The sequence below is a fragment of the Marinomonas rhizomae genome (genome assembly GCF_003315485.1).
Taxonomy (GTDB): domain Bacteria; phylum Pseudomonadota; class Gammaproteobacteria; order Pseudomonadales; family Marinomonadaceae; genus Marinomonas; species Marinomonas rhizomae.
Genome location: NZ_QNSE01000003.1, coordinates 225,255 through 250,822 on the forward strand (window position 1 = coordinate 225,255; position 25,568 = coordinate 250,822).

The 25,568-nt window shown below is 40.5% G+C and carries 28 protein-coding genes; 17 read left to right on the top strand and 11 right to left on the bottom strand.

Going from position 1 to position 25,568, the window contains the following annotated elements:
* Positions 1-8 precede the first annotated feature (8 nt).
* From DFP80_RS04635 to DFP80_RS04645, 3 genes are read left to right on the top strand one after another with little or no spacing between them, the layout of a single operon-like run.
* Positions 9-323 carry a BolA family protein gene (locus tag DFP80_RS04635; RefSeq protein ID WP_113915651.1) on the top strand — a complete coding sequence of 105 codons (315 nt, stop codon included), beginning with the start codon at positions 9-11 and terminating at the stop codon, positions 321-323.
* Positions 324-341: 18 nt separating this feature from the next.
* Positions 342-644: an STAS domain-containing protein gene (locus tag DFP80_RS04640; RefSeq protein ID WP_113915652.1), complete on the top strand. Its 303-nt coding sequence runs from the start codon at positions 342-344 to the stop codon at positions 642-644.
* 11 nt (positions 645-655) lie between these two features.
* Complete coding sequence (locus tag DFP80_RS04645; RefSeq protein WP_113915653.1) at positions 656-1,807, top strand: SpoIIE family protein phosphatase; 1,152 nt, start codon at positions 656-658, stop codon at positions 1,805-1,807.
* A gap of 22 nt (positions 1,808-1,829) precedes the next feature.
* On the opposite strand, the gene DFP80_RS04650 is transcribed toward DFP80_RS04645, so the two are convergent.
* Complete coding sequence (locus DFP80_RS04650; RefSeq protein ID WP_113915654.1) at positions 1,830-2,471, bottom strand: YecA/YgfB family protein; 642 nt, start codon at positions 2,469-2,471, stop codon at positions 1,830-1,832.
* A 96-nt stretch (positions 2,472-2,567) separates the two neighbouring features.
* Between DFP80_RS04650 and DFP80_RS04655 the strand changes: the two genes are divergently transcribed.
* The 4 genes from DFP80_RS04655 (at position 2,568) to DFP80_RS04670 (ending at position 6,382) form a co-directional block, all read left to right on the top strand.
* Positions 2,568-4,334, top strand: a complete 1,767-nt coding sequence (locus DFP80_RS04655) for a RecQ family ATP-dependent DNA helicase (RefSeq protein WP_113915655.1) — start codon at positions 2,568-2,570, stop codon at positions 4,332-4,334.
* Positions 4,325-4,849, top strand: a complete 525-nt coding sequence (locus tag DFP80_RS04660; RefSeq protein ID WP_113915656.1) for a SprT family zinc-dependent metalloprotease — start codon at positions 4,325-4,327, stop codon at positions 4,847-4,849. Before DFP80_RS04655 ends, DFP80_RS04660 begins: the two co-directional genes overlap by 10 nt.
* Before the next feature lie 120 nt (positions 4,850-4,969).
* Positions 4,970-5,809, top strand: coding sequence for a tRNA 2-thiocytidine(32) synthetase TtcA (gene ttcA / locus DFP80_RS04665; RefSeq protein WP_113915657.1), 840 nt, complete (start codon positions 4,970-4,972; stop codon positions 5,807-5,809).
* Between the two features lie 9 nt (positions 5,810-5,818).
* Complete coding sequence (locus tag DFP80_RS04670; RefSeq protein WP_113915658.1) at positions 5,819-6,382, top strand: YfaZ family outer membrane protein; 564 nt, start codon at positions 5,819-5,821, stop codon at positions 6,380-6,382.
* 71 nt (positions 6,383-6,453) lie between these two features.
* On the opposite strand, the gene DFP80_RS04675 is transcribed toward DFP80_RS04670, so the two are convergent.
* The 3 genes from DFP80_RS04675 to hemN are packed head-to-tail and all read right to left on the bottom strand — an operon-like array spanning position 6,454 to position 9,174.
* Entirely contained in the window at positions 6,454-6,996 is a 543-nt protein-coding gene (locus tag DFP80_RS04675) for an adenine phosphoribosyltransferase (protein ID WP_113915659.1), read from the bottom strand.
* 24 nt (positions 6,997-7,020) lie between these two features.
* The gene (gene fnr / locus DFP80_RS04680; protein ID WP_113915660.1) at positions 7,021-7,782 is read right to left on the bottom strand and encodes a fumarate/nitrate reduction transcriptional regulator Fnr; all 762 of its coding nucleotides are present in this window, start codon (positions 7,780-7,782) and stop codon (positions 7,021-7,023) included.
* 21 nt (positions 7,783-7,803) lie between these two features.
* Positions 7,804-9,174, bottom strand: a complete 1,371-nt coding sequence (gene hemN / locus DFP80_RS04685) for an oxygen-independent coproporphyrinogen III oxidase (RefSeq protein ID WP_113915661.1) — start codon at positions 9,172-9,174, stop codon at positions 7,804-7,806.
* 184 nt (positions 9,175-9,358) lie between these two features.
* Between hemN and DFP80_RS04690 the strand changes: the two genes are divergently transcribed.
* Together DFP80_RS04690 and tusA are read left to right on the top strand one after the other, a co-directional pair.
* Positions 9,359-9,946: an alpha/beta family hydrolase gene (locus DFP80_RS04690; RefSeq protein WP_113915662.1), complete on the top strand. Its 588-nt coding sequence runs from the start codon at positions 9,359-9,361 to the stop codon at positions 9,944-9,946.
* Between the two features lie 11 nt (positions 9,947-9,957).
* Complete coding sequence (gene tusA, locus DFP80_RS04695) at positions 9,958-10,191, top strand: sulfurtransferase TusA (RefSeq protein WP_113915663.1); 234 nt, start codon at positions 9,958-9,960, stop codon at positions 10,189-10,191.
* A 72-nt stretch (positions 10,192-10,263) separates the two neighbouring features.
* On the opposite strand, the gene DFP80_RS04700 is transcribed toward tusA, so the two are convergent.
* From DFP80_RS04700 to DFP80_RS04710, 3 genes are all read right to left on the bottom strand, one after another.
* Positions 10,264-10,857 carry a CBS domain-containing protein gene (locus DFP80_RS04700; protein WP_113915664.1) on the bottom strand — a complete coding sequence of 198 codons (594 nt, stop codon included), beginning with the start codon at positions 10,855-10,857 and terminating at the stop codon, positions 10,264-10,266.
* A 42-nt stretch (positions 10,858-10,899) separates the two neighbouring features.
* Complete coding sequence (locus DFP80_RS04705) at positions 10,900-11,205, bottom strand: hypothetical protein (protein ID WP_113915665.1); 306 nt, start codon at positions 11,203-11,205, stop codon at positions 10,900-10,902.
* A gap of 235 nt (positions 11,206-11,440) precedes the next feature.
* Positions 11,441-11,857 (bottom strand): MaoC family dehydratase, encoded by a 417-nt coding sequence (locus tag DFP80_RS04710; protein WP_113915666.1) that lies wholly within the window; start codon positions 11,855-11,857, stop codon positions 11,441-11,443.
* A 67-nt stretch (positions 11,858-11,924) separates the two neighbouring features.
* Between DFP80_RS04710 and DFP80_RS04715 the strand changes: the two genes are divergently transcribed.
* From DFP80_RS04715 to yjjG, 7 genes are all read left to right on the top strand, one after another.
* A complete protein-coding gene (locus DFP80_RS04715) occupies positions 11,925-12,569 on the top strand; it encodes an HAD-IA family hydrolase (RefSeq protein ID WP_113915667.1) in 645 nt (214 codons plus the stop codon).
* A gap of 3 nt (positions 12,570-12,572) precedes the next feature.
* Positions 12,573-13,592: a signal peptide peptidase SppA gene (gene sppA, locus DFP80_RS04720; protein WP_113915668.1), complete on the top strand. Its 1,020-nt coding sequence runs from the start codon at positions 12,573-12,575 to the stop codon at positions 13,590-13,592.
* A gap of 200 nt (positions 13,593-13,792) precedes the next feature.
* A complete protein-coding gene (locus tag DFP80_RS04725) occupies positions 13,793-14,548 on the top strand; it encodes a hypothetical protein (RefSeq protein ID WP_113915669.1) in 756 nt (251 codons plus the stop codon).
* 53 nt (positions 14,549-14,601) lie between these two features.
* The gene (gene prmB / locus DFP80_RS04730) at positions 14,602-15,516 is read left to right on the top strand and encodes a 50S ribosomal protein L3 N(5)-glutamine methyltransferase (RefSeq protein ID WP_113915670.1); all 915 of its coding nucleotides are present in this window, start codon (positions 14,602-14,604) and stop codon (positions 15,514-15,516) included.
* Between the two features lie 3 nt (positions 15,517-15,519).
* Positions 15,520-16,617 (top strand): chorismate synthase, encoded by a 1,098-nt coding sequence (gene aroC / locus DFP80_RS04735; protein ID WP_113915671.1) that lies wholly within the window; start codon positions 15,520-15,522, stop codon positions 16,615-16,617.
* 84 nt (positions 16,618-16,701) lie between these two features.
* Positions 16,702-17,265 carry an inosine/xanthosine triphosphatase gene (yjjX, locus tag DFP80_RS04740; protein WP_113915672.1) on the top strand — a complete coding sequence of 188 codons (564 nt, stop codon included), beginning with the start codon at positions 16,702-16,704 and terminating at the stop codon, positions 17,263-17,265.
* Positions 17,266-17,285: 20 nt separating this feature from the next.
* Positions 17,286-17,987, top strand: a complete 702-nt coding sequence (gene yjjG / locus DFP80_RS04745) for a pyrimidine 5'-nucleotidase (protein WP_113915673.1) — start codon at positions 17,286-17,288, stop codon at positions 17,985-17,987.
* A gap of 135 nt (positions 17,988-18,122) precedes the next feature.
* Here the strand turns inward: yjjG and DFP80_RS04750 are convergent, their stop codons facing one another.
* On the bottom strand, positions 18,123-18,539 hold the full coding sequence (locus tag DFP80_RS04750; protein WP_113915674.1) for an RrF2 family transcriptional regulator: 417 nt from the start codon (positions 18,537-18,539) through the stop codon (positions 18,123-18,125).
* Between the two features lie 176 nt (positions 18,540-18,715).
* Here DFP80_RS04750 and DFP80_RS04755 point away from each other — a divergent pair, with 176 nt between their 5' ends.
* A complete protein-coding gene (locus DFP80_RS04755) occupies positions 18,716-19,702 on the top strand; it encodes an alpha/beta fold hydrolase (protein WP_113915675.1) in 987 nt (328 codons plus the stop codon).
* Positions 19,703-19,872: 170 nt separating this feature from the next.
* Here the strand turns inward: DFP80_RS04755 and DFP80_RS04760 are convergent, their stop codons facing one another.
* From DFP80_RS04760 to DFP80_RS04770, 3 genes are all read right to left on the bottom strand, one after another.
* Positions 19,873-21,450: a sensor domain-containing diguanylate cyclase gene (locus DFP80_RS04760; RefSeq protein ID WP_241560193.1), complete on the bottom strand. Its 1,578-nt coding sequence runs from the start codon at positions 21,448-21,450 to the stop codon at positions 19,873-19,875.
* 119 nt (positions 21,451-21,569) lie between these two features.
* Positions 21,570-22,754 (bottom strand): MFS transporter, encoded by a 1,185-nt coding sequence (locus tag DFP80_RS04765; RefSeq protein WP_113915677.1) that lies wholly within the window; start codon positions 22,752-22,754, stop codon positions 21,570-21,572.
* 227 nt (positions 22,755-22,981) lie between these two features.
* Positions 22,982-25,561 carry a heavy metal translocating P-type ATPase gene (locus tag DFP80_RS04770; protein WP_113915678.1) on the bottom strand — a complete coding sequence of 860 codons (2,580 nt, stop codon included), beginning with the start codon at positions 25,559-25,561 and terminating at the stop codon, positions 22,982-22,984.
* Positions 25,562-25,568: the final 7 nt, after the last annotated feature.

The window sequence follows — 25,568 nt, forward strand, 5'->3', positions numbered from 1 at the left end:
AGAATAATATGATCGTACAAAATCAAATAGATCAACGCATAAATGAACAGCTGGAGGTTCATCATATGACACTCGAAAACGAGAGTTATATGCATAATGTTCCAGAAGGAAGTGAGTCTCACTTCAAATTGATTCTTGTTAGCGATATTTTTGAAGGTAAGAGATTGGTCCAGCGCCATCAGCTTGTTTACGGTGTACTGCAAAAAGAGATGACAAAAATCCATGCTCTTGCTATGCATTTATACTCAATTAAAGAGTGGCATGAGCGCAATGCGCTTGCGCCTTTATCGCCAAAATGCCACGGAGGCGAGCAGGGTGAATAGCCCTAACTCGATTAACTAATGAGTATTTCAATAACAGTTAATGAAACCAAAGACATTGCTACAATCACCATTGTAGGGAGTTTTGATTTTTCTTTGTTTAACGAGTTTCGAGCTGCTTATTCAGACCTCGAGAGATGCTACAAAACCTACGTAGTTGATATGAGTATGGTTGAGTATTTAGATAGTGCTGCGCTTGGTATGTTATTAAGTATGCGCAATGGGATTGAGGAAGAAAGTAATATTCAGTTAACTGGAGCAAATGCTTTTATTAAGAATATCCTCATGATTTCTCGTTTTGATAAACGCTTTGATATCCAATGAAGGCTAAATAAATGAAGTTGTTATGCGTAGACAGTGAACCCGTTTATCGCGAAATTATTTCTTTATGCGCTGAAAAAGAAGGGGTAACGGTCAAAGCTGTGGCCAGTTACCAAGAAGCTATTATAGCATTCGAAAGCTATGCTCCAGATATCGTCACTTTGGATGTAATAATGAAGGGAGGTAGTGGCTATGCTTTGGTACAAAAGCTTAAAACTTTATCTGGTAAACGGTTTGTACCAATGATTTTCCTTGCATCGCATACTACCGATTCTGTTATGGATAAGTGTTTCAAGGCTGGCGCTGACGATTTTATCCCCAAACCATTCAATGAAATGCTGCTTAATATTCGACTGAAAACACACATGCGTCATGTCGAACTCATGAAAGAGATGTACCGCAAGAATAAAGCGCTAACCTATTATCAAGCTATGATCGAACGAGAGCATGAAATGGCTCATCATGTGCTTGATCACATTCAAAATCGCAGTGATAAAAACTCAGAACAAGTTGCGATTACAAGATTATCCGCAGCCAGCTTTAATGGCGATTTAGCCTTGATAAAAACCCGTTTGGATGGTGCCCGTCTTGTATTTGTAGGCGACTTTACTGGACACGGTCTTCCAGCCTCTATCGGCGCATTGCCAGTTATGCAGACTTTTTTTGATGCTGTTGATGAGGTTGTTTGTGTTAATGAGTTAGCGGTACGAATTAACAAAATACTTTTTAGTATTCTACCAGACTATATGTTTTGTGCTGGTTATCTCTTGTTAATGACTCAAGAAGGTGGCATTACATATTGGGGTGGAGGAATGCCCAACGCATATATTCGACGGGCCAATGGCGGGTTTGATTATTTACAGTCAAGTCATATGCCATTAGGAATTCTTTCAATGAATGACTTCGAGGCAGACTTGCAGAGTAACCAATTAAATTCCGGAGACACCTTAATTATTGTGTCTGATGGTGTGTTAGAGCTTAAAAATTGCCACAACGAAATGCTTGGAGACGATCAAGTTAAAGCCCTCATTTCGTGTATTTATGCCGACGCAAGCTTAATAGCAGCCCAACAAAAAATTGAGTTGAAACTTGCTGAATACCAAGGGGAATCAGAGCAACTAGATGATATTACTCTCGTTGCTCTGAGAAGCTCTTACTTGCAGTAGCATATTACAAGTAAGAGCAAGATTAAGATTTTTTACCGTTCTTTTTCTTGTTATTACCCTTAGTTTTAGCTTGAGCTTTTGGAAATGGACGCTTTTCAGGCTCAGTACGAAGCACTAAAAATAAATCAGTTACTACTTCTGGAATTTGAGCGATGCATGAATTGGTTAGTTTTTCGCTCTGACGAATTTGCACGACTTCTTCGTCATCAAACAAATCAGACGCTACCATTATCGGCAACAAAAGTTCAGCGACAACTTCTTCTTTTTCTGACTCAAACCAGTGACTTTCTGACATGAATACGCCTTCCATAAATCCGGTAGCCCACTCTTGCAATTCACTAAGTTCTTCTGGTGATGAACCCATTTCAATCTCACAAGGCACCATAAAACCATCTTCGGACTCTAGTTCTTTTTGAATATCGACAAAAAGACGTGATAAATACTGAAGTATTTGTTTTTCTTGTTTCTCGTTTTCAAATTGCGGCGTGTCTTCGAAAATCACTGGCAGCCATTTATCTTCGGTTGTAAGAACAGGGCAAATAGACAGTGCGGTTAAGAAGCCATGAGCCATAACAAAGTTCTGACATTCCTCATGAACGTGATCTGACTCCAAAAAAATTTCTAACGTCTCTAATTCAAGATCATCAAGAGGTTGGTGTGCCATGTAAATGTTTCCCTAATACAGATTAAGTGAATGATTCTAGCGAAAAGAGGGTGAAAAATCGATGCAGAAAACGTTGTGTTAAGGGATAATTCATAAATGAATGTAAAGAAGCATACACTTTCACGTCTGGGCTACTCTGAATATCGTCCTTTGCAAGAGCGGGCGATCGATGCCCTATATTCAGGACAAGACGTTTTGCTTGCTGCGCCTACCGGAGGCGGTAAGTCTTTAACTTATCAAGCAGCCGGACTGATGCGAAATGGAGTGGCTGTCATTGTTAGCCCTCTATTATCTCTTATGTCTCAGCAAGTAGAGGAATTGAGCAAAAAAGGCATTAGAGCTAAATTTCTAAACTCCACTTTAAACCCCGGTGAACAAGATGACCTTGTTTGGGCCTTGCGGCATCAGCATATTGACTTGCTGTATTTATCACCAGAGAAATTGGTTCAACCTTCGGTTATAGGTTTTCTGCACAGCTTTGATATTTCACTGTTTGCTATTGATGAAGCACATTGTATTTCTCAGTGGGGAAGTTTTTTCCGTCCAGAATACAGTCAACTTGGGCAACTAAAATCTTCATTTCCTGATGTTCCTATTATTGCTCTAACTGGAACCGTTGATCAAAAAACCATGACAACGATTCAAGAGTCATTGCAGCTTAAAAATTGCTTGGTATTACGCAATAGCTTTGATCGTTCCAATATTAAAATTCAAATTGCTCAAAAAAGAAAAGCCAAACAACAAATTTTGTATTTTTTACACCACGAAGTACCTGGTGAAACTGGTATTATTTATTGTCGCTCACGGAAGAAAACAGAGGAACTTGCCAGCTGGTTAAGTGACCTTGGTTTGCCCAGCTTGAGTTATCATGCTGCCATGTCAGAAGAAGACAAACAGAAGAATCATAATATCTTCTCCGAACAGCAAGGCACTATTATGGTGGCAACCACAGCTTATGGTATGGGGATTGATATTGCCCATGTGAGATTTGTGGTGCATTTAGATTTGCCAAGTAGTCCAGAGTCTTATTTTCAAGAAGTGGGGCGGGCAGGGCGAGATGGGAAACCAGCTAAATCTCTTTTGCTCTACGGTTTACAAGACATGCTACAAGCGCAGCAATTGGCGACGCTCCAACCTTTGTCCGCAACAACCGAAGTACAGCACTTAAGCAGCTTGTTTCGTATTTTAGAGGGGCGAGGTTGCAGGCGGCAAAATTTGCTAGCGCATTTTGATGAACATATTCCAGCTTGTCAGCACTGTGATCGATGCCTTTCAAACAAGTCTGAGCAAAATATGACGATTGCTAGCCAGAAGTTTTTATCTTTGATTTATCATACTAAAGGGCTACAGCCCTTTTCAGTGCTTATCCAGATTTTACTGGGAAAAAAAACCAAACCTGTTTTAGCTATTAGCGCTCAATCGTTGACCTTATTTGGTAAGGGTAAAGAGTTAAGCGAAGTTCAGTGGAAGTCAGTTATTAGGCACTTGATTGCGTACAACTACATTACTCTTGGTACATTTAGTGTTTTTAGCGTACACATCAATGAGAAATCACGAAATGTTCTTCAAGGTAAATCCCAGATAATTATTCCTAGCGAGCATTACTATCCGACACTTCAAGAAGATCATATCGCAATAGATAGCCTTAATTGGCATAAAGTCTTGGCATGGAAATACAGCCATGGCAAAACGGACCTTAGTGAAACCCAGCTCAGGCTCATTTGTTTACACAAGCCTAACTCGGTCGCCTCACTAAGTCGGTTAACTGGGCTATCAAAAGATAAAGTGGCCGATTTTGCTGAAGCACTCATTAAACTCATTCATGACGTTGATTCAAAAGAGGCTGGTACCCTATGCCCTTAAGCTCCCAACAGACAAACACAAATGGTGAAGAAGACGTCTTAACGCTCGTTATCGACAAGGCAAATGAGTGTTTTAATCAAGCCGATGTTTTTTTTGGCCATAAATTCAAACGCTCAAACTGCAATTTAAAGCAAAGAGGTCGGGCGGCAGGTACTGCTCATCTACAAAAGAATGAGCTGCGTTTTAACCCTTTTATGTTTCAGCAAAATCCAGCCGAATTTCTTGAGACTGTGGTCCCTCATGAGGTTGCACACATTATCGTTTTCCAGATTTATGGTAATGCAGTAAAACCTCACGGAAAGGAGTGGAAAGCCGTCATGCTAAAGGTGTATGGCCTTTCACCTAGTAGAACACATACTTTTGATGTACCTCCTCAAAAACAGAGCTATGAATACCGCTGCTCTTGTCAAAGACATCAATTTACTAAACACCGCCATACAAGGGCCCAGAAAGGTGTTGAATATATCTGCAAAGGTTGTCACGCCACATTACAGTTTGTTAACGCGAATAAGTAACAACTCTTAAAATATAAGTGAAAAATGATTTTTCATGCACTTTTGCCTTATATCCTCCATTTTTGATGCGATAGCTGCGTCCTTATAGTAATATAAACGCGTTTTGTTTACAGCGTGTATATGATGGATTTATCTAATCGACCTAAAGAAAAATTAGAGCTTAATAAGCTCCAAAAACGCCTTCGCAGATTAACTGGCCAAGCAATTGCTGACTTCAACATGATTGAAGATGGCGATAAAGTTATGGTGTGCTTATCCGGAGGAAAAGATTCCTATACCATGCTTGAGATTCTGAGAAATCTACAGGCAAGTGCGCCTATAAACTTCAGCATTATTGCTGTGAATTTAGACCAAAAACAACCAGGCTTTCCTGAGCATATTTTACCTGCGTACTTAGAAGAGCTTGGTGTAGATTTTCACATATTAGAACGTGATACCTACAGCATAGTAAAAGAAATCGTGCCAGAAGGAAAAACCACTTGCGGCCTGTGCTCTAGACTACGCCGCGGTTCTTTATACGGTTTTGCTGAAGAAATTGGCGCAACAAAAATTGCACTTGGCCACCACAGAGACGATATACTTGAAACGCTATTTTTAAATATGTTCTTTGGTGGCAAGCTAAAGTCCATGCCACCAAAATTGCTAAGCGATGATGGGAAACACATTGTCATTCGACCTTTGTCCTACTGCAAAGAAGAAGATATTGAAGCTTTTGCAACGATGAAGGAATATCCGATCATTCCTTGCAACCTTTGTGGTTCACAAGAAAACTTACAAAGACAAGTCGTAAAAGATATGTTGCAAAAGTGGGAAAAAGAATTTCCCGGCAGAACAGAAACCATGTTCTCTGCTATGCAAAACATTGTTCCATCACATTTAGCAGACACAGACTTATTTGACTTTAAAGGGTTAAAACAGTCCTCTGCAGCTCTTGACCGATTAAATATTATTTCACTATAGGTAATAGAAATGAATCTTACACATAAAACGTTACTACTAACCGCCTGTATTTTTGGGTCGTCTGTCGTTAGCGCTTCTACTGCTGGTGTCAGCTTAACAAATGATACTGTAAAAGGTGATGTAAACTTAGATATGGGTAGTTTTGGTATAGACGCCGGAGTTACTCATGATAAAGATGAAAGTACCTCTACAGCGCATCTTGGGTTAAGTGTACAAGATTCAGATACCAGCGGACCTTTACAAGTTGGCATAGGTGCTCGACTATATGCTATCGATGCTAACCTTGATGAAGAAGATGACCTATCTATTGCATTAGCGCTAGGTGGTTGGTACCGATACACTGTCCCTCAAGCAAATCGCGTCAGTATTTACGGCTCTGTGTATTATTCACCTGAGGTATTGTCATTCACTAATCTTGACCATATGTATACTTATGAGTTCCGTGCTGAATATATGACAATGCGTAACGCTAGAGCTTACATTAGATATGGTAAGACCATCACTGTATATGATGATGGCTTCCGCAAGGAAAGTAATGAGGGATTCTCTATTGGTGCTACTGTAGATTTTTAGTTCAAATAGTGTGCATTATAAATAAAAAAGGTGGCTTAAAAGCCACCTTTTTTATTTATATATAGCGTATTTTATTCGCCGTCATAAGCGCATAAGCTGAATACGGGAGTCTCATTGTCTCTCAATTTTTGGCTACCACCTAAATCAGGCAAATCAATAATGGCAGCGACTTCTTTGATATTTGCACCTTGGCTAGTTAATAACTTAATAGCTGCAAATAAAGTACCACCAGTAGCGATCAAGTCATCAAATAAAAGTACTTCATCACCTGTCTTTACTGCCCCTTCTTGAATCTCTAGCTCGGCTTCCCCATATTCTAAAGCGTATTTCTGCGAAATCGTTTTGCCTGGAAGCTTTCCTTTTTTACGCACCAAAATAAGTGGCTTTTGTAATTCATAAGCCAATACTGCAGCGATCAAAAAACCACGGGCATCAATGCAAGCTATATGAGTAATATCTGTTGCTATGTAACGATGCACATAAGCATCCACGACCATTCTCATGCCTTTGGGATCACTGAAGATCGGAGTGATATCTCTAAAGCTGATGCCTTGTTTTGGCCAGTCTTCGATTGTCTGAATTAGTGATTTAACGTAAAAATCATCGTAAAGCATTCCGGTAGAGCCTCGTCTTATTAATCAAATGCGGGCGATTTTACCACAATCACTAGCAACCCCAACGAGTTTTTGCATTTCATGGAAATCAACTATCTCTATTTCTTTGCCATCAACGTGTATCAGCTCATTTTTTTGAAAGCGAGTAATAACACGACTAACAGTTTCCACAGCCAAGCCTAGGTAATTGCCAATTTCGCCACGTGACATGGATAGACGAAAAGAACTTGCTGAGTATCCACGCTTCTTAAATCGATTAGAGAGATTCAACAGGAAAGAAGCCACTTTTTCATCTGCATTTTTTTTACCTAACAAAACCATCATCTGTTGATCGTCAGATATTTTCCGACTCATGACTTTAAACAGCTGATGCTTGAGTGACGGAATTTGTGAAGACAGCTCCTCGAGATGACTAAATGGGATCTCACATACTGTGGTTGTCTCTAGTGCTTTTGCGGAGACAGGATAAACGTTGGAATCAATACCACTCAAACCGACTAATTCACTAGGACAATAAAAGCCTGTAATTTGCTCCTCACCAACAGAAGTAATGTTAAAGGTTTTTAGCGTGCCAGAACGAACAGCATAGACAGAGTCAAACGCCTCTCCTTGTCGGAACAAAAACTCGCCTTTTTTAAGGGGTTTTTTTCGCTCAATAATTTGATCTAATCTATTAATGTCTTCGTCCGCCAACGCAATTGGCAGGCAAAGAGCACTTAAGCTGCAATTTTGACATTGCGAGGTGAGTGTACTGTTGAACCGTGACTGTGTGTGTGTCATTGACATGTTTATCTCCCTGATCTCGATCTATATAACTTTTGAGTATTTTATGGCGCCATTGAGATATTTATCAAAAACCATGCAAATACAACGAATTAATAATCTACCACGCTCTGTAACCTTGATAGTGGTCTGCATTCCACTAGGGTTAATATCCAGCATCCCATCTTCTAGCATCGGGTTAAGATTTTCCATTTCTGCACCAAAATACTCAAAAAAATGAATATTATACTTCTGCTCAATAACGGCGGTGTTTAGCTCAAACTGAGAGATTAGCGTCATGATGACTTGATGTCTAATCCTATCATCCAAATCGCTAATATAACCCTTAGCAATAGCTAATTGCCCTTTCTCAATACTACTCCTATAAATTGATAAGTCAGTATGGTTTTGAATATAAACGCCATTTAAATCGCTAATAGCGGAAACCCCAAAGGCCACTAAATCTGAACCTGCATGAGTCGTGTAGCCTTGAAAATTACGTTGTAGTTGGCCTTGTCGTTGAGCGATAGCTAAGCTATCAGATGGTTTGGCAAAATGATCCATGCCAATATAATCATAACCAGCCGAGATTAAAAACTCGATGCTCATTTTTAACAAATCCAATTTCATGTTCGATATAGGTAAACTGTCCTCTGGAATTCGTCTTTGAGCCCTAAATCGATCGGGTAAATGGGCATAATTAAAAAGTGAAATTCGTTCGGGGGACAATTCAACTACTTGAGCTAGCGTCTTTTTAAAACCATCAATAGATTGATAAGGTAAGCCATAAATTAGATCAAAATTAATTGATTTGATGCCTAACTCCCGAGAGTCTTTAACAAGATCAGACACCATTTCAAAGGGCTGCACTCGATGAATCGCTTCTTGAACCTTTAGATCGAAGTCCTGTACACCGATACTGATGCGATTTATTCCTTTTTCAGTCAGCAGTTTCAATTTTGATTGGCTAATTTCTCGAGGATCAATTTCAATACTGTAATCTTGTGTGCCATCATTGATCAAATTGAAGTGCTGTTGAATACTATCAAATAGAACATCAATTAACTCTTCGGTTAAAAAAGTCGGTGTGCCGCCACCAAAATGTAGTTGCGATACTTCTCTTGTATGATCAAGCATCAGGCTACGTAGCCTCATTTCTTCACCAAGCAGCTCAACGTACTCGGCACCTTTCTCATATTGCTTGGTAACAATTTTATTACAAGCACAGTAATAGCAAAGGTGTGCGCAAAATGGAATGTGAAAATACAAGCTAAGAGGCGCCTCTGAAGGCATTAGCATCTTATCAATCAGCGCGATTTTACTAATGCTTGAGTCAAACTGCGGCGCAGTTGGGTAAGAAGTATAGCGAGGTCCAGATAGATCATACTTAGCTATAAGAGAGGAGTCCCAGATCATGATGCGTTCCTATTAAATTTTCTAATAGGAGTTTAACCCTTAGTGACAAGCTATTTGCTGACCCAGATCAAGAGTTACAGTAGTGTAAATGAAAGCTTTCACTGTTTTCGCAACAATAATGTTGCTAACAAGGTTCTAACCATCCTTTTAATCTGATTTAATATGTTTTTTTGACTAGTGTAATATGATTCTTCCTCCAATATATCTCGCTCATGGTGCTGGCGCTGGCCATAGCAATCACTTTTTAAAGCTACTTTGTGATGCTCTATCTGCACAAAATCAACAACCAGTTGTTCCTGTAACCTTTTCCTATATGAAAGAGCAAGAGTGCTCAGGAAGAAAAAGGCCACCGCCTAGGTTCACAACCCTTATTCCTGAATACAGCAATTATGTTGAAAACGAGGCGGTCTGTATTGTTGCAGGGAAATCTATGGGAGGAAGAGTTGCAACGCAACTATCACACCTTCCTATGGTGAAAGCGGTTGTCTGTTTTGGTTTTCCTTTCTATCCGGTAGGAAAACCCGAGAAACACAGGCTGTCTTTTCTTTCTGAGCTAAAGTCACCTTGCCTTATTATTCAGGGCACCAGAGATCAGCTTGGCTCCTATGAGTGGGTAAATCAGCAATCATTGCCTGCTAATGTAGAGATTATCTGGGTAGAAGGTGCAGACCATGATTTTAAAACTTTAAAGAAATACAATAAAAGCCTAGAAAACACAGTATTAGAACTGGCTATTCACACAAAGAACTGGCTAAAAAAGAACATCAAATAGAGAGATTTATTATGGAATACCAAGCACTGCTTGATGCTACAAATTTGCTTTGTCCCGAACCCGTTATGATGCTTCATGTAGAAATGCGAAAGTTAGCTGCCAAAGAAGTACTAAAGGTTATCGCAACCGATCCATCAACAACGAGAGACATTCCAAAGTTCTGCCAATTTCTTAGTCATAATCTCATAAAGCAAGAGCAGAACGGTGATACTTATTACTATTGGATCGAGAAGAAAGAAGGTTAGACCGAAAAGAAGCCCACATTATTTTATGATCTGGGCTTCTTTTCGACATGAATGAATTAAGTTTACGGTAACTTACGCCACTTTTAGTTTGCTAGATTGACCTTTTTGACCAAGTACTGCGTTTTGATAAGTATTGGCGAAACAAGAAAAGGCAACATCAATATCTAATCTAAGTTGGCGAGCAACATCATTAGATGAGACCAGACCACGAATTGCCTTGGTATCTTCATCAATAACAAGCAAGTGTTGTAGCTTATTACTGCGCTGACTAAACAAAAGAGACTCAATGTCTGAATTTTTAAGAGAGGTATAAGAGAGGGCGAGTAATGTTTCTTTCGCTCTCATTAAGTCTGCCACCATCAACTCAGAGCGCTGAAAACCATTAGCGACTTGTTTAATGAATACATCTTCAGACAAATCTTCGAGACTAATAACGCCAATAAATCGATTATCAGCATCTACAACGATTTTCATACGCACATGCTCTTTTTTCATCAACTGAACTAACTCATCTGCGCGAGTATTAGATTCAATAACTCTGGGCCCAGCGGTTTGAAAATCTGTGAAAACAGACAGGGCAGGAGAGTATAGATTGATGTTTTCGATAGTTTCGGGCCAAGTTAAATCAGTAACGCTTTTTGTAGAAACATAAGTTAATGTTTTCATGATAAATCCCCAGTAAAAAATAATAGATAGATTGTGGGTGGGCTATATCAATGAAAAAGGAGGGGCTCTTGGGTTGATGTTACCACTATTTTTTGTAACAGCAGATAAGTGGTAATGTAAAAAAGGCGCAGGAGCTAAGGTAGAAGCTTTAGTTCGGAACTGAGTAAATATCACACAACCGTTATCTGATCCATTGCCTTGATCTGGGACAACGACTTCATCACACCTTTGTTCTACAGTAGGTTCTAGCCAGCGAAATTGACTTACTTCTTGAGCATTAGCACGTTGTGATATTGTCAATATAGACGATATCACAACGGCAATGATCATTAGTAATTGAATTTTCATGGCAACACCTAGTCCTTGATTTGTTTAATAAATATAGGCCTGCTAATCAGTAAAGCACAGCTTTTTTTGCAAAATGCCGCATTTTTTCACGATCACTCACTTTGCCTAGTAATTGTGATGTAAATAAGAGTGATTAATCGGCTAACAGAGAGCTGATTCGAATACACGGTGTATAAAAAAGAGCATTGCTATATAAGCAATGCTCTTTTGAAGGTTAATTATTTTATAGAGCAACTTATGCCGGCAGCATAATTGTAGCTTCGCCAGTCACAACCACCTTACCATCACATTCGCATACTGTTTTTAGTGTCGCACGTCGGCGGCGTTCGTTGATATCAGTAACCGTTACCGTGGTAACCACCTCTTGACCAACAAAAACGGGGGAACGAAACTTTAACGTTTGCTCTAAATAAATACAGCCAGGTCCTGGTAACTTAGTCCCGATTGCCGCAGAAATAAAGCCTGCTGTCAGCATGCCGTGAGCAATTGGCTTACCGAAAGCTGTTGTTGCTGCATAATCTGCATCCAAATGAACCGGGTTTGTATCGCCTGTTACTTCGGCAAAAGCTCGCACATCTGCTTGAGCGACCACTTTACGATATTCAACACTTTGATCAATTGAAAGTTGCTCTAATGTATAACCAGTCGTCATTACCAATCCTTATTTTGTCAATTTCAGTTATGGTACACTTTCGCCAAATTATTCTTAAGAGGTATCTATGGTTAAGTTGGTAATTTTTGATTGGGACGGTACCTTATTCGATTCGATCGATACTATATGTCACAGCATGTTACAGGCTGGCCACTTAGCAAGCGCACCAGCAAGAACAAAAGACGATATAAAAAACATCATCGGCTTATCTCTCGATAAAGCGGTCGATACTGTTTGGCCAGAGCTCCCATTAAATAAGCAGAATATAATTATTGAGCACTATAAAGCGATATATGTGGCGGCAGATCAAACGCCATCATTGGCCTACGCAGGAGTAATTGATGGGCTAAAAAAGCTACAATCCACCAACATTCAAATGGCAGTCGCAACCGGAAAAAGCCGCCGAGGACTTGATAGAGCCATGACTTTAACCAATACAAGAGATTACTTCACTGTGTCTCGTTGTGCTGATGAAGCGTTATCTAAACCACACCCTTTAATGCTAGAACAAATATTAGCTGAACTAAATATTTTGCCCGAACACGCAATCATGGTTGGTGATACTGAATACGATCTAAATATGGCCACAAATGCCGGAATAAAAAGCATAGGTGTAACTTATGGCGCGCATCAAGAAGAGCGATTAAAAGCTTGCCAACCACACGCACTAATCAACGATTTCAATCAATTATCAAACATTCTAGGGTTATAGCAAATGAGCTGGACAGAAGACGAAGATCGCAAACAGTCACTTAATAAAGCACCAAGCGAATACGAAAATACTGAGAAAACAACCGAAATAGAAGGCTCGGATTCAAATAAAGAAATTTGGTTGCTGTTAGAAAAAACGCTTAGTGAAAACCTTATTGAAAAGCGCCGCGCTAGACGCTGGAGAATTTTTTTCCGCTTTACCACACTTGTTATTTTCTTGGCAGTCATTGGTGGCTGGTTTGCAACATCTAACTTTCAAGACGTTAGTTTAGAAGGTGATGTCGTTGCCATGATTCCAATGCGTGGGGTTATCGGTGCTGACAACGAAATTGAATCCTCTGAATTTGTTGGCTTGCTTGATGCTGCTTATCAAAGCTCTCGCCTCAAAGGTGTTGTCATTGAAATGAACAGTCCGGGCGGAAGCCCAGTTCATTCAGGCATCATTTATGATGCCATTCGAGCCAAAGAGCAACACTATCCAGACATCCCAATTATTGTGGTTGTTGAAGATATGGCTGCTTCAGGTGGCTATTATATAGCGTCTGCCGCAAATGAGATCTACGCAGATAAAGCCAGCTTAGTAGGTTCTATTGGCGTTATTTCGTCTGGCTTTGATGCAAGTCACTTACTCGAAAAAATTGGTGTAGAGCGACGTACCTTCACTGCAGGACGGAACAAAGCCTTTCTTGACCCATTTGCTCCAATGACCGAAGAAGCAAAGGTAAAATGGCAAGCCGTATTGGATGAAACTCATCAGCAGTTCATCAATGCAGTTAAAGAAGGCCGTGGCGATAGACTTGAAATTACGAATGATGTGTTCTCAGGCATGGTTTTTACCGGCTCACAAGCGATTAATATAGGTCTGATTGACGGTTTAGCTAGCGTAAACGAAATATTAGACTCTCGCTTTCCCGACGCAGAGCCTGTTGTTTATGAACCAAAGCAAGATTCATGGAAAGAGCTAGCTAAAGAGTTTGGTGTGGAGATAGCTACACGAATGATAAGCACTACCAGCATCCAATAAACATCAACTCGATATCATTAAAGATCAGTTTAGTACTATTAAGCTCCTACGGGGGCTTTTTTATTGTCTAAATATAACAAAGCAAAAAATAAAAGCAGCAAAGCTTGGCATCATATTATTTCACAAAAAAGATAATAATGATAAAATAAATTCATAATTTATGATAATAAGATCTAAAACCATCAACAAGAGGGTGAAACATGGCTCGCAAAGCAAACATAGCAAGAGAAGAAATCCATCAGGCCTGTTGGGAGTTAATCGAAAAAAACAGTTTCCCAAACATTCCCCGTTTGGCGGACTATTTCCTACAAAAAGATGGGCGACGCTGCTCAAATACTACCTTTCTTAACGCCATTACCGACTGGGAAGAAGCTTATAAAGAACAGCAACAGCATGAATTAAGCGAGCTCAGTGATGTATTGCTTCCTGTATTTAAACGTTTCTCAAGAGAAGTGACTCAAAATCTAGGGCAATTACTCGATGAAAAATCATCCGAAATTGAGCAGCACCAAATACGCAAGCACGAGGCGACACAGAGTGGTTATTTATCTTTATCTACAGCGTTAGTCGAATTACAAAGTGCACATGACTCCTTAACGTCAGAACATAAAAGAATAAGCAACGAAGCCGAAGCGATTAAACAGAAACTTACTTTTAGTGAGCAAAGATACCAAGAGGTGATGGCTCAAAACGCCGTACTGACTAGCCAGATCAAACAGGAACAGAAAGAGAACACAGAGCTTAGAATCAACCTTGCACAAAAAGAAGTAGATCTAGCTAAGCAAGACAACCAAGTCATCCGATTTACTGAAGAAAATACAAAATTAGCCGCACTACTAGAAAAAAACCAATCAACAGATGAAATGAAGAAATGGCAAGAAATGACAGCAAAGCTTGATGCTTTAACCCTTTCAGTGAAAACCATACAACGCAAAGATAGTGGCACGAAACAATAACCGTTATAATGCATCACTCGCTATATCCGTGCACTTATAATTAAGAAGAGAAGATGAGCTACAAACAATCAGCCGTTCGTGATTTAACCACTATCAAAGACTTCATTCGTTGGACATTCAGTCGCTTTCAACAGGCCGACTTGTTTTACGGCCATGGCACAGATAATCCATGGGATGAATCCGTTCATCTGGTTATGAGCGCATTAAGACTTCCGCTCGACTTTGATCGCGATATGTTAGATTGCGCTCTGACATACAATGAAAAAAAACATATTCTTAAACTAGTAGAAACTCGTATTACTAAACGCGAGCCATTGCCTTACCTTTTAGGCGAAGCTTGGTTTATGGGGTTACCGTTTAAAGTCACCAAAGACACATTGATTCCACGCTCTCCGATTATCTCTCTATTAGAAAGCGAATTTGCACCTTGGCTTAAAAATTATCCGCTGAATATTTTAGATATGTGTACGGGATCTGGCTGTCTAGGCATTGCTGCAGCCTTAGTATTTGAAGACGCAGAAGTTGATATTTCAGATATCAGTGAAGCGGCATTATTAGTTGCCAATGAAAATATCGCACGCCACCAAGTTGAAGATCGAGTTCATGCCATTCATTCAGACATGTTTAAAGGCTTAGCTGGTAAGCAATACGATCTGATTATTTGCAACCCGCCTTACGTGGATGCTGACGATTTTGCAAACGCTCCAGCAGAATTCCATAATGAACCGGAATTAGCTTTAACATCGGGTGAAGATGGTCTCAATTTTACTCACGAATTTTTAGCCCAAGTCGCGCATTATCTGCAAGATGACGGTATATTAGTATACGAAGTAGGAAACACTGAAACAGCCTTACAAGCCACTTACCCTAACATTCCTTTTATGTGGGTTGAATTAGAGCAGGGTGGTAACGGTGTTTTTGTCCTAACTAAAGAACAACTTAGCGAACTATTACAAGAGCAGAAATAAACTATGTCTGGTAATACATTTGGAACACTTTTTAAAGTCACCACGTTTGGTGAAAGTCATGGTCTTGCGCTTGGCGCCATTGTAGATGGCTGCCCGCCAGGCATCGAAATTTGTGAAGCAGATTTGCAGCGCGATTTAGATCTGCGCAAACCTGGCACATCGAAACACACCACACAGCGCCGTGAAGCTGACGAAGTTAAAATTATGTCTGGTGTTTTTGAAGGCAAAACCACAGGCACACCGATTGGTTTAATAATTGAAAACACAGATCAACGCTCAAAAGATTATGGCAATATCGCAGATACTTTTCGTCCTGCCCATGCAGATTATACCTATGACCAAAAATACGGCTTCCGAGATTATCGTGGTGGCGGCCGCTCATCTGCTCGCGAAACAGCAATGCGCGTTGCAGCCGGCGCCATTGCCAAAAAATATTTGCAGCAACAGTTTGGTATCGAAATTCAAGGCTTCTTGTCACAACTTGGTCCAATAAAATTGGAAGTTAAAGATTTAAGCCAAGTTTACGATAATAGCTTTTTCAGCCCCGATCCAGATGCAATCCCAGAACTTGAAAAATACATGACAGCGCTACGCCGTGAAGGTGACTCTGTAGGAGCAAAAATCACGGTTATTGCAACGAATGTTATGCCTGGTTTAGGGGCGCCAGTATTTGATCGCCTTGATGCCGACATAGCCAAGGCCATCATGAGCATTAACGCAGTAAAAGGCGTTGAAATTGGCGATGGGTTTGATGTTGTTGAACAAAAAGGCAGTCAGCACCGTGACGAAATGACACCAGAAGGCTTTTTGAGCAACCATGCAGGCGGCGTGTTAGGTGGTATTTCATCTGGGCAAGACATTGTTGTTCATATGGCTTTAAAACCCACTTCTAGCATCACTATTCCAGGTAAAAGTATAGATCGTGCTGGTAATCCTATAGATGTGATTACCAAAGGGCGTCATGATCCATGTGTTGGAATTCGCGCTACGCCTATTGCTGAAGCCATGTTAGCCTTGACTATTATGGATCATTTGCTAAGGCACAGAGCACAAAACGCCGATGTAGTTTGCCCAACCCCCATTATTAAAGGGCAAGCGTAGGCTTAGAATAGGCTAAATACCAAGCCGCTATTTACACTATAGCGGCTTTTTTATTTTTACCTTTTGGTAATTTGAGGCAGTAAAATGACTACCAAACTAGGTTCTACAGTTATTCGAATCAGCGTTGGATCAACCAACCCAGTGAAGATAAATTCTGCTCGACAGGCTTTCTTACAAATATTCCCCAATCACACTATTCATTGTGAAGAAATGCATGCGCCATCAGGCGTTGCAGACCAACCAATGACAGAAGCAGACACTCGCCTTGGTGCACAAAATCGTGTTCGACATTGTTATGAACATAATGCCGACCGAGACATGGACTTCTTTGTTGCTATGGAAGGAGGAGTTGATAAATTTGAGGAGGGCGCCGCAACCTTTGCGTATGTTGCCATTATGAGCAAAGAAGGCGAATTAATGATAGGCCGTTCGGCCAATTTACCTTTACCCGAAAAAGTTTATCAGAGATTACAAGGTGATGAAGAGTTGGGAGCCGTCATGGATGACCTGTTTCATACGGATAACATCAGACAAAAAGGTGGCGCTATTGGCTTATTTACCAATCACGTAGCCACAAGAGAAAGTGTATACACTCAGGCATTGGTTCTTGCGTTAGCACCATCACTTCACCCTGAACATTATCAATAAAGCACATATAAGTTGAAATAATGAAATATCAATGGATCCTATTTGACGCAGATGAAACTCTTTTTCATTTCGATAATTTTGCAGGCCTAAAATACATGTTTGCCCGACATGGAGTCACATTTGGAAAAACTGAGTACGATGAATACCAAATCGTAAATAAGCAGCTTTGGGCCGAATATCAAAACCATCAAATTAGCGCAGATCAATTACAAACTCGACGTTTCAAATTATGGGGCGATAGACTGGATATCAGCCCAAAAGAGCTTAATAAACAGTTTTTAGACTCAATGGCTGCAATCTGTACAACATTGCCAGGCGCTGTAGAACTCGTAACATATTTGCATGAAAACAAAATAAATATGGGCATCATAACCAATGGATTTGCTCAGCTACAACATATCCGCCTGGAACGCACAGGGTTTCAGCCATATTTCTCGCCAGTGGTTATTTCAGAACTCGTTGGTGTTGCCAAGCCACACTCAAAGATCTTCGAGTACGCATCAGAGCAAATGGGTTCACCAAATAAAAATCACGTGCTGATGGTTGGTGACACACTGGAGTCTGACATCCTTGGTGGCAAAAATTTTGGCTTTGATACATGTTGGTTGAATCATCATAACAAGGAACACCCGCAAGAGATTACACCAACGCATCAAATTAATTCACTGACAGAATTACTGGCTTGGTTAAAATCTCTTAAGATCAATAATCAAATTCCATAACAGCTAGAGTACTTTATTTCCGCTTACTATTTCCGATAAATGTTATTATCGGAAATAGTGTATAGTTGTGTATTACGTTAATCGCCCGCTTTTTTAGGATATTTTTGCGATTTCGGATCCACTAATATTGAGCTCTTATTTTTTCATTGCATCCTGAGCAAGATCTGCAAGTGTTGTCGCACGATATCGTCGTAGTACTAACAATTCAGCTTCTGCATTTACATTGTTGAGCATGTCGTTCACTGATGCCTCAACCGGACAAGTTGGATGGTCATGCGCTAGACCTGTTATCAGTAAATTAGGCTCATTAAGTGCTTCGTAGACATCGTTTACTGTTATTTCATCCAGTTCTAGTGCCATATACCATCCGCCGCTCGAACCTCTCGTCGTTTGAAGATAACCTCTATCTCTCAGGCCTGCCATCATACGACGGACTACAACAGGGTTAATGCTAAGCATCTTAGCAATTTCAGCCGAAGACATTGTTCTATTTCTAAGAGACAAGTGAATAAGAACGTGAAGGACACGAGAAAGACGTGCATCCTGACTCATTGTTTTTCTCCATTTATATGTGATAGTGTTTGTTACATTAGGCATTGAAAATAACATCGGTCAATGAGTAAAACAAGTTAATTAGCTGATTCCTATGCTTTATTCTTCATGGGATATCAATCTATTACAGCTTTTATTTACCCATCTTAGAATTTAGAAGCATGAGGAAATACGGTATGTGTAAGCTAGATTATCGTGAGATCGAGGCAAATGGACTAAAGATACGTATCATCGAAAAAGGCGATGGGCCACTTATACTATTTTGCCATGGCTTTCCAGAAACGTCCTACGCTTGGCGCCACCAGATTACAGCTCTGTCTAGGGCTGGCTATCACGTTGTTGCACCTGATCTACGTGGGTTCGGTGGAAGCTCTGCACCAAAATCAATTGAAGATTATGCAATACAGGTACTAGTGGGCGATATGATAGCTATTCTCGATACGCTAGAAGTCGCGACAGCAGTCATTGTCGGCAATGACTGGGGAGCGACACTGGCCTGGCAGGCAGCTCTGCTGCGCCCAGATCGATTTTATGCTGTTGTTGCAATAGGAGTCCCTATGATGGGATCGCCACCAGTCCCCCCTACTCAGCTATTTCCAGCTAACGACAATGCGCTGTTTTATACACTCTATTTTCAAGATCCCGGTGTCGCTGAAAAGGAGTTCGAGCGTGACGTACGTGATACACTTTTGAAAATTTACTACACGGCTTCTGGAGAGGCGGGGCCGCGACTTGAAGGTGATGAAACTCCAAACCCCTTTTCAATGGTTTCACGAGAGCAAGGTTTGCTTGCTACGCTTCCAACTTTGTCTGCACCTCCTTCTTGGCTAAGCGAAACTGATCTTGATATTTTCGTTAAAAACTTTGAGAAAAGCGGCTTCCAAAACCCACTTAACCTCTACCGAAACCTTGATCGTAACTGGAAGCTCCAAAAGACTTTTTCTGGTTGTCGAATCAATGTTCCAGCTCTTTACATATCAGGAATGCAGGACCCTGGCCTAGCGATACCTGGTATGAAAGAACTCATAGACTCACAGATCACTCTAGTGCCAGAGCTTAGTGACTCGATATTCATTGAAAATTGTGGGCATTGGGCACCACAGGAAAAACCAAAACAGGTTAACAAGGCGCTCTTGGCCTTTCTTAGCCGTGTTGCTAAATAAAAAAACCAAGACTAATTTACACCGCCAAACAACAAACCTATGGATTATGCATTCTTTGTTGCTTGGTGGTTAAACCATATCGCTTCAAGCTTAACATGCATCAGATTAGGTTAAGCCTTGTATACTTCTACAAGAATATACGAAGCTTAATTTGTAATTCATTTTTAAAGTCAAATAGGACCATTAGCAATGATACAGCGGTTTCGCCCTTGTTCTTTGGCCTGATAAAGGGCTTTATCCGCTAATGAAAGTGTTTTTTCGGCGCTAATAACTTTCGAGATCGACCAGTGTGAAACACCAATTGAAACCGTAATATTGCCAACGACATCAAATGTTTCTTCTGAAATCGCAATTCGTAATCGTTCAGCGACTAAGAAAGCGTCTTCTATAGAAGTTTCTTTTAATAGCAGAACAAATTCCTCACCGCCAGTTCGGGCAACCATGTCACCCTCTCTACAATAACGATTCAATATTTTGGTTTGCTGCTTCAGGACCTCATCGCCCATACTATGACCATAACTATCATTAATGCGTTTAAAATAATCAATATCTAAGGCTAGTATTGAAAAAGGCACCTCAAGTAAAGTCAGCTGCTTTAGTCTGAACTGAAAGGCTCGACGATTATTCGCACCTGTTAGCGGATCTGTCTCAGCATCACGCTTAAGGTCGCCAATCTGGCTTTGAATAAGTTTTACGCCACTCAACATAGCTCGTTTAAGCCCTAAACTTTCAACATACCAAGAATGAATTTTTTCAATTTCTTCATTTACTGTCGGGCTATCAAGAGACCTAGCCTTGTCTGCAAGCTGCTGTAGTGGTTTAGAGATGGCTCTAGCAAACAACCAAATGAATAGAAATACGGCCAAAGCTAAAGGTAAGGTGCGTAAAATGACTTTTTCCATAATCCCTGTTAATGGTACTAAAGTAGATTCCAATGGGCTTTGAGTAATCACAACCCAACCAGTACTTGGGATAGTGGAATAACCTGCCAGCATATCGATCCCTTTGCTATTAGTTAATAACATCCCTCCTTCTTTATTCGCTACAATTTCGTCAATGCCATTATTTTCAGCGACAAAAGAACCAATTCTACTTTTCTCAGGGTGATAAAGAACCTGTTTATCTTGATCGATCACATAGATATAAGAGCCATTTTTGTAGTAATGCTCGCCCAGTATTTTACTCAAAATATTGGGGCTTTTTAGGTAAATAGAACCACCAAGAAAACCAAGGTAACTTCCATTCATGTCAAATATTGGAGCAGAAAGAAAAACGATTAAATTCTTTAATGTAGAAAGGTAAGGGCTACTGATTAAAGCTTTTTTTTCTTCTAACGCTTCAACACTACCAGCCGAGGAAAGAGTTCTACCTACTAAATCTAACGTTTCAGGCGAAGCTGCATGAGTTAACCCGAATGCATCACTGATAACAACAGAATTAAAACTATCTGTTTGAAATTTAAGGCGGTTGGCTTCTTCCTGTAAGCGAGAGTCGTCATTCATGCTGTTGTAAAGCGAGTTAGCTGTATAGCTTAGCTGTTGTTGAGAAGATTTTATAAATACTTCAGTAGTGTCTGATAACTTACTAGCATAAGCTCTATTGACTTCTATTGTTTGCAGAATCAATTGCTCTTTCTGAACTTCATAATTCGAGTAAAAACTATTAATGAAAGTAAGAACCGTCGCACTAAGTGCCAAAAACAATATAAGTCGATTGAGCTTTAAGAATGTACTTTTTAATGCTGTCAAAACAGAATATCCATTATATTGGTTTAAATATATGGGCAAAACACCCCAAAATACGCGCATAGTAAAAGAGAAGCCATTGCTCCTCTTCACACCATATTTCTTGAATTTTCTCTAATGCTCTACTTTTTTTGAACTTCACCGTTTAGGAGTTGAGCATTTATTGTGTTATGGCGATTAAGTATAACCATAATAAGTGCTAAAAAAGACAGGCCCCCGGCGACAGCTGGAATCCAATCAAAGCTAAAACCAATACTAATTACTAGCCCACCAAGCGCAGCACCTAAAGCGTTGCCTAAATTAAATGCCCCAATATTTATAGATGAAGCTAATCCTGGTGCTTGATCTGCTATTTTCATGACCTGCATTTGTAATGGCGGCCCGCTACCAAAGATAACCACACCCCACAATAAAGTTGTTAAACCTGCACCTATTAGCGTCGTTGAGGTAAAACGAAACATTAGCAACACAATAACCTGCAAGCCTAAAAACACAATCAATGCTAAATCTGGCGACTTATCTGTCACTTTTCCGCTAATGTAATTTCCTAACGTAAAACCTATACCAACCAACATTAGCATAGTTGCAATGGCATTGTCTGAAGCTTGCGCTAAAGTCTGCATAATTGGCGTAATATAGGTGTAAAGGGTAAACATCGAACCGGCACACATTACTGTAGTAGCGAACGCTCTTAATGCTGCGGGCTGCATAATAGCTTTTAGCTCTGATTTCACGTCCGGTTTTTCAGCTCTAGGCATGGCAGGCAGATTGCGACTGATACCGAGAAAAGCAACAATACCGAGGACTGCAGTCACTGCAAATGAAATTCTCCAATCAAAGGTTTGTCCTAGCCAAGTGGTAATAGGAACACCAACAATATTTGCAATGGTTAGTCCTAGAAAAATAGAGGCCACTGCAGAGCCTTTTTTATGAAACGGGGCTAAATTCATAGCGACAACAGCACCAATACCGAAAAAAGCACCATGTGAAAGACTGGTGATGATTCGAGATATCAAAAAGGTCTCGTAATTAACTGAAATCGCAGAAAGTACGTTCCCAATAACAAAAACCACCATTAATACAAGTAAAGACGTTTTATGGCTATAGCGCGTTAAATATAAAGTAATTAGTGGTGCGCCTATCATGACACCTACTGCATAGGCACTGATTAATAAACCCGCCGCAGGAATAGAGGCATGCACACCATCAGCAATTACAGGCAACAGCCCCATAGGCATGAACTCAGTTGTCCCTATACCAAAAGTTCCTAGGGCTATGGCAAAAATCCCCCACTGATAAGCCTGCATATTCAACAGCTCCGATATTTAATTTAGAAAGATTATACAAAATAAGCCAACAGCAGGCGCTCTTGGCTTATTGATCTACAAAGTAATTTTACAACATTTGCGCCGCAATTACTTATTCGAAGATAGCTTTACTTTGTTGTTTTGGTTTTTCTGGTGAGTTGGCCACCAGAACCAATAAACAACAAACATTATTAACAAGATGCCTAGCACATTTATGAGCACACTCATTAAGCCTCCTTAGCACTTTTAAAATTAGAATGGGAGATTCGGAATAGCCTAAGTCTATTCGCATTGGTGACTACCGTTACGGACGATAGAGCCATGGCAGCGCCAGCAATAACAGGGCTGAGCAACCACCCCGTAAACGGGAAAAGGATTCCCGCCGCAATAGGGATACCTAAACTGTTATAAGCAAATGCTCCCCATAAGTTTTGCTTAATGTTTCTCAATGTAGCCGTGCTTATTTGAATTACATCGGCGACGCCTTTTAAGTCATTATGTATCAAAGTAATATCAGCGCTCTCCATAGCTACATCCGTTCCAGCCCCCATTGCAAAGCCCACATCGGCCTGAGCTAGAGCTGGCGCATCGTTGATGCCATCACCAATCATGCCAACCACCTCACCATCAGCTTGAAGCTTCTTAACCCAGTTCAGTTTATCATCTGGCATCAGTTGCGCATGATAATCCTCAATGCCAACCATGCTTGCAACTGAAGCGGCTGTTGCTGGGTTATCGCCCGTCAGCATGACAACTTTTAACCCTTGCTCTTTGAAGTTTGAAATAGCGGTTTTAACGCCCTGTTTAATGGGATCTTCAATATAGAAAACAGCCAACACCCTAATATTATCCGAGAAATATACACGAGTTGCTGCATTGTATTGCTGATCAGGCATGTTCAAATCTAAAGAAATCCCCTTTTCTTTCATTAGGCGTTCATTGCCAAGATAATAAACTTCCCCTTCTATGTTGCCTTTTACTCCTAAACCAACAAGTGACTCAAAGTCCTCCAGAGTAATATTTTCTTGTGCTTTAGCGTTTATCTGACAATGTTCTAATAAAGCATCCGCTAAAGGATGATTCGCTCTAGCTTCTAACGCTGAAACAATCTGAGCCACAAAGCCTTTATGAGCTTGCTCAGTTAAGACCTCATTAACAACCTTAGGTTTACCTTCTGTAATCGTTCCCGTTTTATCCAGTACAACAACCGTCAACTCACTGGCTCTTTGTAAGACATCACCGTTACGAATTAAACCGCCATACTCTGCTGCTTTACCTATACCTATCATGGTAGAAATAGGCGTCGCTAATCCTAAAGCACATGGGCAAGCGATAATTAGTACCGAAACAGTCGTTACCAACATATAAGAAAAGGCTGATTCGACACCCTCATAAAAATACGAAAGATTAAACCAAGTAAGTGCCGTCAAAATGGCGATAATAACCACGCTTGGAACAAAGATAGAAGAGACTTTATCGGCCAACACACTAATAGGTGGTTTGGAATTCTGGGCCTTACCCACCATGGTGATAATCTGTGCGAGTAAAGTATCCGAACCAATACGAGTCGCTTTGAATAACAAGCTACCTTGACCGTTTACTGTTCCTGCAGATAACAAGCTACCTGCGCTTTTCTCTATTGGCTCAGCTTCACCAGTCAACATCGATTCGTTTACTGTTGAAAGCCCCTCTATGACTTCCCCGTCAACGGGTATTTTGTCACCTGAACGAACTCGTAGAATATCATTCAACCTGATATCTGATACATTAATACGAGACTCAGTACCTCCATTAACACGCGTGGCCATTTTTGGGCGTAAATTTAATAGGCGGTGTAAAGCTTGGCTAGTTTTACGGCGCGCCTTCAGTTCTAAAGCTTGCCCCAGATTGATTAAACCAATAATCATGACCGACGCTTCAAAATAAAGATGACGAGCGTTATCAGGCAGCCAACTCATTGGTGCCAGCACAACTAACATTGAATACAACCACGCGCTGCCAGTACCAAGAGCGATTAATAAATCCATATTAGCCTGATGACTAGTAAAGGCTTTCCAAGCACCACGAAAATAATGTTTACCCGCACTCACCATAATAAACAGTGTGACAACACCGACGACAAACCAAACAACCTTTTCGGTGAGCGAGCTCACCATCATGTCCCCGCCTAACAAGCCATACAGCATCAAGGGTAACCCTAACCCCAACCCCAGCGCTGAAGATTTACATTTTTGTCGATATTCTGCTAGCTCTCTTTCACCTCGCTCTTCCTCACTTTTTTCAGCATCATGAATAAGGCTTGCATGATACCCCGAATTATCTACCGCTTTGATTAATGCGTCTGGAGAACCCTTGGTGACAACTTGTGCTGTATGGTTAGCAAAGTTAACGTCAGCAGAGATAACACCCTCAGAACTCAACAACGCCCTTTGCACTGTATTAACGCAACCTGCGCAGGTCATTCCCCCAATAGAAAGCTGGTAGCTGGGTGAACTGTCTACTTTGCGCTCCTTACTTAGCGTATTGACTGCATCAATTTTTTGATCGCCTCCTGATTGAGCAAGCTCATTAAATATACCTACTGATTGATATCCAGCTTCTTGGATGCTGGCTTCAATTGTCGTTAACTCTAAATCTGATGTGACGGTTAATTTATGCTCTTTTGGCAAGCCTTCGATAATCGCTTCCGGGCTTATCTCTTGAATAATTTTACGGACTTTCGACACACAACCTTGGCAAGACATACCGGTAACATTTAATGTTAGCGTTGTCTTTTTTTCGGCTGCTTTTGAATTTAGATGTGTCATTTCAACC